Source organism: Planktothricoides sp. SR001 (genome assembly GCF_001276715.1).
Lineage (GTDB): Bacteria > Cyanobacteriota > Cyanobacteriia > Cyanobacteriales > Laspinemataceae > Planktothricoides > Planktothricoides raciborskii.
Window position 1 is genome coordinate 57,198 of sequence record NZ_LIUQ01000018.1, and the last position, 15,288, is coordinate 72,485.

At 43.8% G+C, this 15,288-nt stretch carries 14 protein-coding genes; 12 read left to right on the forward strand and 2 right to left on the reverse strand.

All coding sequences use genetic code 11. The features are described from left to right. The first annotated feature begins 97 nt into the window (after nt 1-97). From AM228_RS12770 to AM228_RS12805, 9 genes are all read left to right on the forward strand, one after another. Nucleotides 98-661 carry a Uma2 family endonuclease gene (locus AM228_RS12770; RefSeq protein ID WP_054466497.1) on the forward strand — a complete coding sequence of 188 codons (564 nt, stop codon included), beginning with the start codon at nt 98-100 and terminating at the stop codon, nt 659-661. A 215-nt stretch (nt 662-876) separates the two neighbouring features. Next, nucleotides 877-1,293, forward strand: coding sequence for a XisH family protein (locus tag AM228_RS12775; RefSeq protein ID WP_054466498.1), 417 nt, complete (start codon nt 877-879; stop codon nt 1,291-1,293). After that, nucleotides 1,281-1,616 carry a XisI protein gene (locus AM228_RS12780; RefSeq protein WP_054466499.1) on the forward strand — a complete coding sequence of 112 codons (336 nt, stop codon included), beginning with the start codon at nt 1,281-1,283 and terminating at the stop codon, nt 1,614-1,616. Before AM228_RS12775 ends, AM228_RS12780 begins: the two co-directional genes overlap by 13 nt. A 76-nt stretch (nt 1,617-1,692) precedes the next feature. Beyond that, entirely contained in the window at nt 1,693-5,046 is a 3,354-nt protein-coding gene (locus AM228_RS12785; protein WP_054466500.1) for an Eco57I restriction-modification methylase domain-containing protein, read from the forward strand. Nucleotides 5,047-5,883: 837 nt separating this feature from the next. Beyond that, the gene (locus tag AM228_RS12790) at nt 5,884-6,402 is read left to right on the forward strand and encodes a phycocyanin subunit beta (protein ID WP_054466501.1); all 519 of its coding nucleotides are present in this window, start codon (nt 5,884-5,886) and stop codon (nt 6,400-6,402) included. Between the two features lie 135 nt (nt 6,403-6,537). Then, entirely contained in the window at nt 6,538-7,026 is a 489-nt protein-coding gene (gene cpcA / locus AM228_RS12795) for a phycocyanin subunit alpha (protein ID WP_054465837.1), read from the forward strand. A 357-nt stretch (nt 7,027-7,383) separates the two neighbouring features. Then, nucleotides 7,384-8,256: a phycobilisome linker polypeptide gene (locus AM228_RS12800; RefSeq protein WP_054466502.1), complete on the forward strand. Its 873-nt coding sequence runs from the start codon at nt 7,384-7,386 to the stop codon at nt 8,254-8,256. A 47-nt stretch (nt 8,257-8,303) separates the two neighbouring features. After that, nucleotides 8,304-8,480, forward strand: a complete 177-nt coding sequence (locus AM228_RS32490) for a hypothetical protein (protein WP_156331733.1) — start codon at nt 8,304-8,306, stop codon at nt 8,478-8,480. Beyond that, on the forward strand, nt 8,446-8,700 hold the full coding sequence (locus AM228_RS12805) for a phycobilisome linker polypeptide (RefSeq protein ID WP_054466503.1): 255 nt from the start codon (nt 8,446-8,448) through the stop codon (nt 8,698-8,700). The genes AM228_RS32490 and AM228_RS12805 overlap by 35 nt, the downstream gene beginning before the upstream one ends. A gap of 99 nt (nt 8,701-8,799) precedes the next feature. Here AM228_RS12805 and AM228_RS12810 read toward each other — a convergent pair whose 3' ends face one another. Both AM228_RS12810 and AM228_RS12815 read right to left on the reverse strand, forming a co-directional pair. Then, nucleotides 8,800-9,747: a phosphodiester glycosidase family protein gene (locus AM228_RS12810; RefSeq protein ID WP_231636777.1), complete on the reverse strand. Its 948-nt coding sequence runs from the start codon at nt 9,745-9,747 to the stop codon at nt 8,800-8,802. Nucleotides 9,748-9,853: 106 nt separating this feature from the next. Then, nucleotides 9,854-12,574, reverse strand: coding sequence for a filamentous hemagglutinin N-terminal domain-containing protein (locus AM228_RS12815; RefSeq protein WP_054466504.1), 2,721 nt, complete (start codon nt 12,572-12,574; stop codon nt 9,854-9,856). A 184-nt stretch (nt 12,575-12,758) separates the two neighbouring features. Here AM228_RS12815 and AM228_RS12820 point away from each other — a divergent pair, with 184 nt between their 5' ends. The 3 genes from AM228_RS12820 (at nt 12,759) to mdh (ending at nt 15,263) form a co-directional block, all read left to right on the forward strand. Next, nucleotides 12,759-13,850 (forward strand): N-acetylmuramoyl-L-alanine amidase-like domain-containing protein, encoded by a 1,092-nt coding sequence (locus AM228_RS12820; RefSeq protein ID WP_082348868.1) that lies wholly within the window; start codon nt 12,759-12,761, stop codon nt 13,848-13,850. Nucleotides 13,851-14,055: 205 nt separating this feature from the next. Continuing rightward, entirely contained in the window at nt 14,056-14,271 is a 216-nt protein-coding gene (locus AM228_RS12825; protein WP_054466505.1) for an NAD(P)H-quinone oxidoreductase subunit O, read from the forward strand. Between the two features lie 17 nt (nt 14,272-14,288). Continuing rightward, nucleotides 14,289-15,263 (forward strand): malate dehydrogenase, encoded by a 975-nt coding sequence (gene mdh, locus AM228_RS12830; RefSeq protein ID WP_054466506.1) that lies wholly within the window; start codon nt 14,289-14,291, stop codon nt 15,261-15,263. Nucleotides 15,264-15,288: the final 25 nt, after the last annotated feature.

The window sequence follows — 15,288 nt, forward strand, 5'->3', positions numbered from 1 at the left end:
GACACAGAGAACACGGAGAGATTCAATTTTTGTGTCCTTTGTGTCCTCTGTGTCTCTGTGGTAAAAATTAAACGCTAAGTGGAATTAGGAGAAAAAAATGATAGTCGATATTCGTCGGTTAACGGTGGAAGAATATCATCGGATGGGAGATTTGGGAATTCTTGCCCCTAATGAACCTGTAGAATTAATTGAAGGACAAGTTATTCAAAAACCCATGAAAGGAAAATCTCATAGTGCGGCAGTTTCGAGAACAGATCACTTATTGAGAAATCGTTTAGGCGATCGCGTTTTAGTCAGGCTAGAAAATCCCGTTAAGTTAAATGATTACTCTGAACCAGAACCGGATATTGCTTTGGTAAGACCTGACCCTTTGTACTATGAAGACCACCACCCAACCCCCAGGGAAATTTATCTAATTATTGAAGTGGCAGATAGCACTTTGAAAAGAGATCGCGAATTTAAAGGGACGGTTTATGCTAAAGCAGGAATTACGGATTATTGGGTTTTAGATATTAGCGATCGCCAATTATATGTTTTGCGAGAACCTCAAGAAAATGGTTATCAACGGGAAGCTATTCTCAGGGAAAATGACCCGATTTCACTTTTAGCTTTTCCTGATGTAACGATGACCGTTGCGGAAATGTTAAGTCCGGTGGTTTAAAAAATAATTAACGCCACTTTCGAGAAAGGACATATAGCGGTTATTAGCCGGATGAAGTACAGGGGTTTTCTGGATTCCCGCATTCGCGGGAATGACAGGTTTTTTTTAGTTCATAACTCTGACAACTGCTATAAATATTTATGTCAATCATGGTAAAATATGGTAAAATTTGCTATATTATAGTTGTGCGATTCTTTTTGATTTGGTGATTAACTATGTCTGCCAAAGATAAGTTTCACGAAGTTGTCAAAACAGCCCTGCAAAAAGATCAATGGATCGTTACTCACGATCCATATCCGCTTCAGGCAGGTAGCTTTAATCTGGCGATCGATATCGGGGCAGAAAAAATTATTGCCGCTGAACAAAAAGGACGAAAAATTGCGGTGGAAATCAAAAGCTTTCGCAGTCCATCTAGAATTGCTGATTTTTACAATGCTTTGGGTCAATTCATCTCTTATCGTTCAGCTTTGAAGTTGCAAGACAAAGACCGTCAATTATACTTAGGAGTTCCTAGCGATATTTATGAGGAATTTTTTCAAACTTCATTTATTCAGGAACTTGTCCAGGAAAATCAAGTTTATCTTTTAACTTATAATATTGAACAGGAGGTCATTGAGCGATGGCTACCGTAGATATTTATCGACAATATATTCAAGAATTGCTGACAAAACGCTCCAAATTAGTTTGGAATCCTAAGATTAAGGCGGAAACAATTTTCGATCCAGAGAGAGACCACTATCAATTAGTTTATGTAGGGTGGCCGACCAATGCCAAGCGGGTCTATGGGGTGGTGCTTCATGTAGATATTATTGATGGGAAAATTTGGATTCAACAAGATGGAACCGAAGAAGGACTGGCGAATCAATTGGTTGAATTAGGGGTGCCGAAAGAAGATATTATTTTAGGATTTAATTCCCCAATCATGCGGCAATATACCGATTTTGGGGTGGGATGATGTAAATAATAAACACCACAAAGAGACTAAGGACATAAAGAAGATTACAATAAGACCAAGCAGTTAAATCTTAGCTATGACTAATAAAATTACCCATCCTTTATTTCATCCCAAAACTCTGAATAATGCCATCCGCAATTTTACTTTTCCCCAAGACTTAGACCAACGTCATGCCCTGGTTAAAAAGTGGCTTGAACCACTAAAAGCAGGGACGCTGAATGAAATTAAAGAAGTTTCTTTACATGGGGAATTTCTGACGGATATTTTTCAGCGAGTTTTGGGCTATGTTTCGGTGATTTCCGGTGGGGGTAAAGCCTGGGAAATTCACGCGGAAACGACTATATCGGATGGGGGTGGTTCGGCAGATGCGGCTTTGGGTTTTTTTACGGCTTCCGCAGGGAAAAAAGACAAAATTAAGCTAGAAGGAAAAGTTATCGCACCGATTGAGTTAAAAGGCGCAAAAGAAGATTTAGATCGCCCTCCTTCGGGTCGCAAAGAGTCAGCGGTGGAACAGGGCTGGCGCTATGCAAATTATACTCCAGATTGTCGCTGGGTGATTGTTTCTAATTATCGGGAGTTGCGCTTATATTATACCAGTAAAACTCCGGCTTATTATGAGCGGTTTCGTCTGGTTGATTTAGAGGATATTCAAGAGTTTAAGCGGTTTTATTTTATTTTCTGTCGGCAAAATTTTCTGGGGGTGAAATCCGATCGACCTTCGGCGATCGATCGCCTATTGGCTGAGTCCAATGAGGTGCAAGAAAGTATTACTAAGCAACTGTATCAAGAATATAAGGAGATTCGCGGGCAATTGGTGAAGCATTTTCGCTTTTCGGGGCCAAAAGACCTGCCCGATCGCGATCGCCTGCTAATCGAAAAAGCCCAAAAAACTTTAGACCGGATTTTGTTTATTGCCTTTTGCGAGGATAAGGGGTTATTGCCAGCAAAAACCATTATGCAAGCCCACGACCACCAAGATCCCTATAATCCCCGACCGATTTGGGAAAATTACAAAGCGGTGTTTCGTTGGGTAGATAAAGGCAATGAAAATCCGCCGATTTCTGGTTATAATGGCGGGTTATTTGAAGTTGACCCCCTGTTAGATGAACAGTTGACCGTTCCGAATATTCTTTGTGGTCAAATTAAGCAGTTAACTCGCTATGATTTTGATACGGAGGTTTCTGTTGATATCCTGGGGCGGATATTTGAGCAGTCCGTGACGGATTTAGAGGAGTTAAAAGCAGAAGCTACCGGGCAAGAATATAATCAGAAAAAAGGAAAACGCAAGACCCAAGGGGTATTTTATACCCCGGCTTTTATTACTCAATATATTGTTGAGGTTGCCCTGGGTGGTTATCTGAAAAAACAGGAACAGGAAATCCGCGATCGCCTCCAATTAGAGCAAATTTCCCCACGGGCAACTAAGAAACGGCAGCAAGCAGAAATTCAGTTTTGGGAAACCTACCGGGATGAGGTTTTGAAGCAAACCAGAGTGATCGATCCGGCTTGTGGATCCGGGGCTTTTTTAATTGCGGCTTTTGAGTATTTGCTGCGGGAATATGAACGAGTCAATCAAGCCTTAGCCAGTTTGGAAATTGGCGGTAAAAAAGATGCAGAAATTGTCGGTCAGCGCAGTTTGTTTGATTTGAACCGGACAATTTTAAACCAGAATCTCTATGGAGTGGACTTGTCCCCTGAGTCGGTGGAAATTACCAAGCTTTCTCTCTGGTTGAAAACAGCGGAAAAAGGGAAAACCCTGACGGATTTAGATGGCAATATTAAAGTGGGTAATTCCCTGGTGGATGACCCGGAAGTGGCAGAACGGGCTTTTAATTGGCAGGCAGAATTTCCCGAAGTGTTTGCGGATGGTGGGTTTGATGTGGCGATCGGTAATCCGCCTTATGTGCGCCAAGAATTGTTATCGCCAATTAAGCCTTATTTGCAAAAAAAATATCAGTCTTATGATGGGGTAGCGGATTTATATGCTTATTTTTATGAGCAAGGGTTAAATATTTTGAAACCGGGGGGAGTGCTTTCTTATATTGTGACAAATAAATGGTTGCGGGCAGGATATGGGGAAGCGTTACGGCGGTTTTTTGTGGAAAATAGCGTATTTGAGGAAATTGTTGATTTTGGTCATGCCCCAATTTTTGAGGATGCGGATACTTTTCCTTGTATTGTGGGGTTACGGAAACGATTAGATCCCCAAGGTTCCGGGGAAAAGTATGTGCAAGTTTGTCCAGTTCCTAGAGAAAAATTAGCGGATATTAATTTGACTCAATATGTGCAGCAAGAAAGTTATCCGGTTGCTTGGTCGCGGTTTTCTGCGGATGCTTGGAGTTTGGAACGGCCAGAAGTTGAAGCATTAATGGAAAAAATCCTGCGCGTGGGTATTCCCCTGAAAGAGTTTGCTGGAGTTAAGCCTTATCGGGGGATATTAACCGGGTTTAATGAAGCGTTTTTGATTGATGAGACGACGAAAAATCGTCTGGTTAAAGCTGACCCTAAATCCGCTGAAGTGATTAAGCCTTTTTTACGGGGTCGCGATATTAAACGCTGGAGTCCCGATTGGCAAAATTTGTGGTTAATTTTTACAAAACGAGGGATTGATATTGATGCTTATCCGGCAGTAAAAGCCCATCTAAGTCAGTATCGAAAAAAATTAGAACCTCGTCCTAAAAATTGGCATACAAATCAGGATGGGGAATGGCTAGGAAGAAAAACCGGAAGCTATCAATGGTATGAAATTCAAGATGCCGTTGATTATTGGCAGATGTTTGAACAGCCGAAAATTATCTATCAAGAAATTAATACTTTTCCAGCGTATGCGATCGATACTCAGGGTTATTTTGCCAATAATAAAGTGTTTCTGATTGCCAAATATGAATTATATCTTTGTGGCTGCTTAAATTCTGCATTAGGATGGTGGATCGCTCATCAAATATTTCCCAAAATGATTGGTGATGCGGTGACTCCCCGTGGAGATATTATGGTTGATTTTCCGATCGCCCCACCCACCGCACAAATCCGCGAACAAGTGGAACCGATTGTTAGCCGTTTGATTGAAATCACCCAAGCCAACCAAACTGCCTATAAAGAAGTATTGGACTGGTTACAAGTTGAGCAAAAAATTGATAAACCTGGTGAAAAACTGGAAGAGTTTGCTAACTTAGAAGAAAATGATTTTATTCAAGAAGTGAAAAAGCGCCAACCCAAATCATCGGGCGGTATGAGTCCCTCTGCCCTGAAAGAACTGCGGCAAGTTTATCAAGATTATGCCCCGGATATTCAAGCCCGTCAAGCAGAAGCCTTGACCCTGGAATATCGTCTTGCTGATTTAGTTAATCAAGCTTATGGTTTAACTCCGGAAGAAATAGATTTAATGTGGAAAACTGCGCCGCCAAGAATGCCGATCGCCCCGGAAAAATAAAAAGAAAACCTATAATTAAAACCTATAATTAATATATCTGGAAATTCCAGTGGAATTAGAAGCCAAAAATGCTCGTCGATCAAATAATCTGAACCCTTACTATATCAGGACTTACGCAAAGCCTGTATCAATAGGGTGCCTTTCCGATCTGGTCGCGTGCCGGAGGCATTTCGGTAACGCACCCATACAATGTGGATTAGCTGCCGATCGTTCTGAAATTATTCACTTTTCCTGTTTATGCCGATCGCCTTGCCAAAATGCCGGAATCAGCAGTCATTGATATCCCAACATGATGATCTGAATTCCATAAATCCCCTCTAAAATCCCCTCTAAAATCACCCTTAAAATCCCCGTCGCCTATCTTGGGCAGTAAGTAAGGATACTTACGGAGAATCTTGGCCAACCTTATATATGACGGAAGATCGAGGGTTTGAGACGGTGGGCGATCGCTTCAGCATCACCTCTGAGGAGAGCATTTTTACTTACGCCGATCGCCACAAATTTTTGTAATAAAACTTAATATAAAAATCATAAATTCCGTTGTATAGTCATTGCCTAATAGGTCAGAAAAAAAGGTAAATTATTACCCAGACCTGAATTGAGAGAATTTTTTCCATCTCATAAAAGAGGAAAAGACTCTCATAATTCTCTGAAGCCAGTTTTAATTTCCCGGTTTCTGTTCCAGAAACCAGTGGTCAACTGGATAACGACAACAGAAGACAGTCAATCGGAAACACGATCTCTGTCCAGACCTCTGGATTAAACAAGTCTGAATCTGTTGCCAGAAAAAAAAACTTTAACTCGATACCAATCCAATTAACATAGGAGATTTAGTAAATGCTAGACGCATTCGCAAGAGTGGTTTCCCAAGCTGATGCTCGCGGTGAATTCCTGAGCACCGCTCAATTAGATGCTCTGTCTGCTATGGTTTCCAACGCCAACAAGCGTCTGGATACCGTCAACCGGATCACCAGCAATGCTTCCACCATCGTCGCTGCCGCTGCCCGCGCTCTGTTCGCCGAGCAACCCCAACTGATCGCTCCCGGTGGAAACGCCTACACCAGCCGTCGTATGGCTGCTTGCTTGCGCGACATGGAAATCATCTTGCGTTACGTCACCTACGCCACCATTGCTGGTGACGCCAGTGTGCTCGATGACCGCTGCTTGAATGGTCTGCGTGAAACCTACCAAGCTTTAGGTGTACCTGGAGCTTCTGTGGCTAACGGGGTCAGCAAAATGAAAGATGCCGCTATCCAGATCGCTAACGATCCTGCTGGTATCACTCCTGGCGATTGCAGCGCCCTGATGTCTGAAGTGGCTACCTACTTCGATCGCGCTGCTGCTGCGGTTGCTTAATCTGCCGGACCAAAGTCCTGCTTTAGCAACAGCATCGGAAATCACCAAAGATTTCACACAATTATTAGCCGATTGATTTAATTCAAGGCTAATCAAAATTCAGCAAATCATCATCACAAGGAGATAGTTCTCAACATGAAGACCCCAATCACAGAAGCCATTTCTGCCGCAGATTCTCAAGGCCGTTTTCTGAGCAATACTGAACTGCAAGCTGTTGACGGTCGCTTCAAGCGTGCCGCCGCCAGCATGGAAGCTGCTCGCGCTCTGACCAACAATGCTCAAAACCTGATCAATGGCGCAGCTCAAGCGGTGTACAACAAGTTCCCCTACACCACCTCCATGCAAGGTGCTAACTACGCTTCCACCGAAACCGGCAAGTCCAAGTGCGCTCGTGACATCGGTTACTACCTGCGGATGGTGACTTACTGCTTGATTTGCGGTGGCACCGGCCCAATGGATGACTACCTGTTGGCTGGTATTGATGAAATCAACACCACCTTTGAACTGTCTCCTAGCTGGTACGTTGAAGCTCTCAAGTACATCAAAGGCAATCATGGTCTGAGCGGTCAAGCTGCGGTTGAAGCCAATGCTTACCTCGACTACGCCATCAATGCTCTGAGCTAATTGGTTTTGCCGTTATTTTAAAGAGATGTCCGGAAAGATATGAAGCTACTGCTGGTAAACCTAGTAGCAGTTACACATCCGTCCGGACATACTCAGTATTTGGATGCAATTAAATAATCAAAATTTGGCCTAAATCTATCAGAAAACATCGAAAATTTTCAGATAAATCGCATACTGAATTTAGATGTCAGGTTCACAGGTTCAACACAGGTTAAACAGATTGCATCTTGATGCCCAAATAGCCCAAATAGAATTTGGGTTAATTAATTCTTGCCTTTGATGATGACTATGGCATCACTAAAATAGCCAGTTAAAGGTCATCCACTAGATAATTGTTTTGATGAGGAAATTAATAATATGGCAGTAACAGTAGCCGCATCTCGCTTGGGAACTTCTCCCTACAGTGACGCACCAGTTGTTGAGCTTCGTCCCAATTGGAGCCCAGAAGATGTTGAAGCAGTCATTCGGGCTGTGTATCGTCAGGTGTTAGGTAATGACTATGTGATGGCATCTGAACGTTTAGTTAATGCCGAATCTCTGCTGAAAAATGGCAGTATTACGGTGCGGGATTTTGTGCGCTGTGTGGCGAAGTCCGATCTTTATAAAGAAAAGTTTTTGTACAACAATTTCCAAACTCGCGTGATTGAACTCAACTATAAGCATTTGTTGGGTCGCAGTCCTTATGATGAGTCTGAAGTTGTTTATCATCTCGATCTTTATCAAAATCAAGGCTTTGATGCGGAGATCGACTCCTATATTGATTCTCCTGAATATGAAGACAATTTTGGCGATAGTATCGTTCCTTACTATCGCGGGTTTTCGACTCAATTGGGTCAAAAAACTGTGGGCTTTAATCGGATGTTCCGGTTGTATCGTGGTTATGCTAACAGCGATCGCGCTCAATTAGAAGGCAACAGCCCCCGTTTAGCTCGCGAACTGGGTCAAAACAGCACGACCACAATTGTGGCTCCTTCTGGCAGCAATAATGATGCTTGGGCATACCGTGTCAGCCAAAACTCCGCACCGAATAGCTTTGTGGGCGGTGCATTTGTGGGCTTTGGTCAAGAAGGCCAAGTTTATCGCATTGAAGCCACTGGCTTTGTGAAAGCAGGTTATCCCAAGGTTCGCCGCAGCAGCAAAGTTTATGTGGTGCCTTACAACCAGCTTTCCAAGCAAATTCAGACCATTCTGAAGCAAGGTGGCAAAATTGCCAGCATTACGGCAATTTAATCAGATTATCTGATTGTCAGATTATCAGACTATCTGAAGTTGGATGGATGATTGACCGGGAAATTTATGGCATTGATGGCATGATTAACCGCTATGATTACCGGCAATCATTGATGCAGAATTATCCAGGAAAAAGTCAGCATCATCTTACCTGTTTAACTAGAGAAAACTTAGGATTGGAAAATTTTTATGCTGGGACAAGTTGCTGGTGGCAATCAAGCTAATGTCATTGGGGCTAATCGTTTATTTCGCTATGAAGTGACCGGGTTGCGTCAAAATGACCAAACGGATCTCCAAAATCATGCGATTCGTCAAGGATCGAGTGTTTTCATCACTGTTCCCTATTCTCGGATGAATGATGAAATGCGCCGGATTACCCGTTTGGGTGGCACAATTGTGAGTATTCATCCGGTGACAAGTCCTGAGTCTGCGGCAGAAAATTAAATCACATTGTTTTGATGTGTTGAATCAGAGGGGTTAACATTTGTTAACCCCTCTGATTTTTTTGATTTTTTTTGATTTTTTAATTGGCTGATTTTCAGTCTATGGTTTTTGATGGGATGATTGGGGTGAGGTATAAATCCCAATATGGTTGGCGATCGCCCGTTCTCGCATGGGAATTCGGGCATCAATGGGCGAATTTAATAATCGAGTCTTTTTGCCATCAGCGATCGCCAGGGTAGTAGACCCACCCCCATCTAAGTTTAGGGCTGCATCAACTCCCATATTTAAGAGAATTTCGGTTAATTCAGGAAGGGTTAGACCGGCGCTATAATTCCGTTGACGACCATCCACTAAGATGAACCATAATTTCTCCCCCAGGCGATCTATTGCCACGACGGTTCGCGGATATGGTTTGTGGCGATCGCTATTTTTTTTCGGTTTAGCGATCGCCACAGGTTGACCATTTTGGATGATGATTTCTCGACCGGCGATCGCCTCACGAGTGTTAGGGGGACAATGGGCAGGGGCAATAGAAACCCCAGCGGATTCAGAAACACATAATACCCCCCAGCCCGGTCTACCTTCCTTGTATAAAATGCCATCGGAAATTAACTGACCAATCACATTAACGCGATCGCCCCGCTGGGGGACAAAATCCCAAAAGTGATTAAAATAACAAGGATAAAAAAAGCTGCCATTGATAGCGAGTTGTAGCTGATGCTTTTGCAGAAACTCTGAGGTGGTTTGGGCTGGGATATCTTTGCCATCATCTCCCGGTTCTCCCGGTGTTACTCGCAGTTTAATTCCTGGGGCATTCAGGTCAATGGTGACAATATGCATCATCACCGGACGCGGATTTAAATCCGCAATCCGTTGATAGGTAATGCCGGGAAATAACTGTTTTTGTTGGGCGGTTCGCGGGGGACGACGCAATAGTAAACCACTATAAATTACTAAGGGAAATAAGAAAAGTGCGATCGCGCTACTGAGAAAGATGCGTGGCAGTAATATTTTGGCGGATTTTGTCATCACTGAGTCAGATAACATAGTACATCCTCACGCAATTTTTTTTACTGAATTGCTCAAATTTTAATTGAGAGGTTGTGATTGGTTTATAACTCGATGCCAGTTTATCTAGCCTAGTTTATATTGCCTAGTTTATTTGTTGGCACTTTAGATCCGATCGCCAGTATTCGGTATTTGGCAGCATAAATGGCTGATTTGCGGTTAAAATAATTTGGCCATCAGGGTCAATCTTCCATCCCGTTGCTTCGATAATTTTTTCTGGGTTAATGGTTGATATTTCCCCGACAAAAGTGGCGCGAAAGCGCATCCGCGCCGCTGCGCGATCGTCTATCCAAACGGTATCGCTACTCAGGGGTTCGTCGGGATGCGGAGGCAAGCCACCCCGTCCAGTAATGTAGAAGCTATTGCCCGGATTTCCACAAACATCGCGATCGACTAAACTTTGCACGTCAACCACTTCAGTTTGTAATTCCACCAACCCAGCCCCAGGGTCAATATCGGGGGTATTAATTTCCACCACGCCGCTAAATTGGGGGCCAAGTTTTGAGGTAGCAGTAATATCACTGTTTGGGGTGAGTTGTTGGCGAAATTGGGTGCCAAAAATTCCCTGAGAATCAATTATTACTCGACCCCCAAATCCTTGAGAAGCATTGGCAATAATATCGCTATTTTCTAAGGCAGCAATTATTTGAGAATTGATATTAATATTTCCGCCATTTCCACTGCCGCGTGCTTCCGTGGAAATATTGCTATTTTCTCTTAACTGCAAAGTTTGGCTATTTAAGAAAATATTCCCCCCTTCCCCAGAGGCGGTGGTAGCCCTGAGACTGCCATTGTTTAAATGAATAGAATTCGCGGAAATTTGCAGGTTTCCCGCATTACCAGTCCCTTCTCCACTCACCGTGATAAAGGCGCGATCGCTCACAATTAACTTGTCAGTTTGAATCAGTAAATCTCCGGCTTTTCCAGAACCAACACTATTCGCCAACAAAGAACTGGCTTTTTGCAGTTCTGGAATCGCTGTATTAGTCATTCCCGTTATTTCTAACAATTCCGAAGCATTAATTTGTAAACTGCCTGCGGAACCTTCCTCACTGGCTGCGGATATAATGCCGCCATTGAGAATACTTAATCGCCCTGTATTCACCGTCAGAGTACCAGCCGGAGAAGCACCGGATAATCCTTGCACATCTAACAAAGATGAACTGGTATATAAACCACTAATCCAGGAAATATCGGCAGTAGTTCCATTAATTTCTATAGATTCAGTGGCGTTCACCGTGAGATTTCCGCCAATTCCCCGACCGGAGGAAGAGGAGTTAATCTGCGCCCCATCTCGCAACACTAATTGTCTCGTATTTACCATTAAATCCCCCGCATCTCCAGCCCCCAATGTCGTGGTAAATAAACCCCCTGGAACAGGTCTGCCCGGTGGAATATTACTAATTTCCACGCTTGTGCCTGCATTCACCGTGAGATTTCCCCCACTACCTTGACTGGCAGCGGTAGGAGAAGTCGCAATTAAACTACCATCTTGAATTTTTAACTGATTAGTATTCAGGGTAAAATCTCCCGCTGCACCTGTATTCCCGCTGCCGGTGATCATCAAAGAACCCCCGAAAAGTTCTACAAAATCAGTGGCATTTAAGGTTAAATTTCCCCCTTTATTTGGGCCGAGAGTGGTGGTTAAAATTGCCGCCCCCGCTGTTAATTGTAAGCGATCTATATTTAGGGTGACTTTGCCTGCCGCACCAGCCCCCGCACTAATCGAAAATATCCCATTGCTGAGGAGGTCTGGGGAAAAATTTCCACTTAAAAGGGCTGGTAATATATTGGAGTCACCGTTGCCAATTATTTCTAGATTTCCTACCGCGATGTCGATCGCTCCTGCTGCCCCTGAACCCAAGGTCGAAGAGGAAATTAAAGAGTTATTTTCTAATCGGAGGCGATCGCCTTCGATAGTAATTCCCACCCCATTAAAATCTCCGCCAGTATTGGCTAAAATTTGGGAATTATCGGTTAGAGAAATTAAACCACCTCTGATGTTAATTTCACCCCCACCTAGTCCCGTAGTATTCACTACGGCTTGTTGGGATAATTGGATATTGCCCATCAGCAAATCGGGATTTTCTAAAAAAACTGGTTGTTGATTTCCACTGATAGATATCGGCCATTCACCATTGACAATTGCCGCTAGTTCCACTTGGCCTTGAATGGCATTAATATGACCGCCTTCTAAGTTCAGATTGCCACCAATTAGACCCAAAGTTTGTCCGGGTTGTACCGCTAAACCTAAGACTCGCTCGTTAATTGATGCGCGGGAATAATTAACAATCGTTCCCGGATTTTCTCCTAACTGCAACCCGATGGGAACATTCACATTTAATAAAGGTGGAGTTTGGGGATTTTTGGCACTAAACTCGCTGCCATCAGCAAATGTGATGGTTTCGGCGGTACTAGCAAAAAAAGAACCGCCAATATTTAAAGCCGCATTGAAACCAAAAATAATTCCATTCGGATTTAACAGAAATAAATTCGCGGTGCCGTTGGCGCTAATTATGCCGTCAATTTGAGAAATTCCCCCGCCGGTCACTCTGGTAATAATATTATCAATAGTCACCGGGTTGTTAAAAAATACCTGGGTGCCGGTGGGCAGAGAAAATTCTTGAAAACTATGGAACAAATTGCTACCAGAAGTTGTCCCCCCGGTGACGATCTGATTGTTGCCATCAACGGTGACAATGGAGTTAATGGGTTGGCTGGTATCCGGGACAATTTGCCCCAGACTTTGCCCAAAACTTGGGGTGGCGATCGCGAATCCACAGAGACCAATTAGGATATATTTCATATTAGGATATATTTTATACAATGCCAGGGACGGTCAATGGCAGATATGGGGCACCCTAACCCTAGGGTTGCCGGGGGGCATCTAAGGGTGGGAAACAGCAGCTATATTTTAAATAGGTATCAGTCCTATTCACAGCGCTCACATATTTAAGTTTATCAAATAAGTCGATCAAAAAAAACCTATTATGGATTTTAATTTTCAAAAAAATTGTTTATATTTATTAAGCATTCTCAGTTTGATTCTCATGGTATTGGCAGGCATCCAAGCAACTGCTTATTATCAAGAACCAGATTTGAGTCAGGGTCAAACCAAAAAAGCGATCGATAACCCAGAAGAACTTATCCCTGAAGAGAATTTATTGACCGATCGCCCCTTGCCCGAATTACCGCAGCAGTTGCCCCAAAATCAAGATAAATTTGATTCCCTTTCCCCTGTCGTTCCCCCGGAAATTTTACCATCTCCCGGAGAAAATCGCCCCCAAGCACTCTCAATTTATCAGGGTTTAGATTCAGAAATGATGCGATTTAATCAGGTGATGCAATATGCCATTGATGCTAAACTGAGCGATCGCCCCTTGGGGGAAATTATCCAAGCGATCGGCGAACAATTTCTCGGCACTCCCTATATGGCGGGATTATTAGATAAATCCCCTGAAGAAAATTTGGTAGTAACGTTACAAGGCTTTGACTGTGTTTTATTTGTGGAAACCGTATTGGCGATCGCCAGAGGAATTGCCCAGCAAGATTACAACTACCAAAACTTCCGCGATCGCGTCCAAGAACAGCGTTATCGTGGCGGTAAAATCGACGGCTATTGCAGCCGATTACATTATTTTTCTGACTGGATATATGACAATCAAAATCGGCGGCTGGTCGAGAATATTACCCAAAATATTGGGGGAATTCCTCTGGGTGCTACCCTCAACTTTATGACCCAACATCGGCAGTATTATCCTCAACTTGCCAACGAGTCTAATTATCAATGTATTCTCAACCAAGAAGCCCGACTTGCCCACCTAAATATCCGTTATATTCCCCAAGACAAAATCGCCACCATTTACCCTTACTTACAACCCGGTGATATTATTGCCACCGCTACGGATATCCCCGGATTAGATGTCACCCATACTGGCTTAGTTTATCGTTTTCCTGATGGTGGCATTGGCTTTATCCACGCTTCCCCCAGTGGAGAAGTAAAAATATCCCGCGATTTACAATCATATATCCAAGCTGTTGATGGTCAAATTGGCATTATCGTCGCTCGTCCATATTATTAGATCGGAGATTTTACACTGGAAAACCCCGTGGTTCCAAGGTTACAGCCCACCGCAACCCCATAGATACCCCAGAAATCTGGCAGGGGGCTACTCTCTGATTCAATTGGATGTTGTGATGAGAGAGAAATTCCCGCAAAAACACTCTAAAAAGCGAAAAAAAGATTAAAATTCAAGCAAGTAATCTAAAAATCTGAGACAATCACCTATGGCAATTAAAAAAGGCAGTTTTGTCCGCGCATTGCGCGAAAAGTTAGAGAATAGTGTAGAAGCCAAAGCCAGCGATCCGCGTTTCCCCGCTTATATTTTTGAAACCAAAGGGGAAATCCAAGAAACGAGGGGCGATTATGCTTTGATTAAGTTTGGCCAAGTGCCCACCCCAAATATTTGGTTGCGGATCGATCAACTGGAAGAATTTAAGTAATTAATCACCTTCAAGTTATGACCTCTTTCTCGTTGTCTCCCTCTTCACTTCGGGGCGCCCGTGTCTCCGTCATCGGTGCCGGTCGGGTTGGCAGTACCCTGGCTCAACGTCTGGTTGAGAAAAATATTGCTGATGTTGTTTTGGTCGATATTGTCGAGGGAATGCCCCAAGGCATTGCCCTGGATCTCATGGAAGCCAGAGGAGTCGAACGCCATGACCGTCAGATTATCGGCACCAATGACTATGCAGATACCAGTAATTCCGATATTGTCGTGATTACTGCGGGTCTGGCCCGAAAACCGGGGATGAGTCGAGAGGATCTGCTGAAAACCAATGCCAAGATCGTGGTGGACGCGACGAAAAAAGCCCTGGAGCGATCGCCCAACACGATCTTAATTCTAGTGACAAATCCCCTGGATGTAATGACCTATTTAGCTTGGGAAGCCAGTGGTCTGCCCACTCAGCGGGTCATGGGGATGGCTGGGGTACTTGATGCCGCCCGCTTCCAAGCCTTTATCTCAATGGAACTCGGCGTTTCCATCCAAGATATTCACACGATGGTCTTGGGAAACCACGGCGACTTAATGGTGCCCATTCCTCGTTACTGCACCGTGAATGGGGTGCCCCTCACGGAACTGATGGATACCCCAACCATCGAGCGTTTGGTTGATCGCACTCGCACAGGTGGCACAGAAATTGTCAACTTAATGAAAACTGGCAGTGCCTATTTTGCCCCCGCTTCTTCCACTTGTTTAATGTGTGAAGCCATTTTGCAAAATCAGTCGCGAGTATTGCCCGTCGCCGCTTATCTTCAAGGAGAATACGGCATCAACGATGTTTTCCTGGGAATGCCTTGTCAGCTAGGGTCAAATGGGGTAGAAAAAATCCTCAAACTCGACCTCACCGATAGCGAAAAAGCCGCCTTATCTCACTGTGCGGACACCGTGAGAGAAAATATCGATCAGGCTAAGGCTGTGGTGGGAAGCATCTAGCTTTTTGCCAGTTTTTCCCAATTTT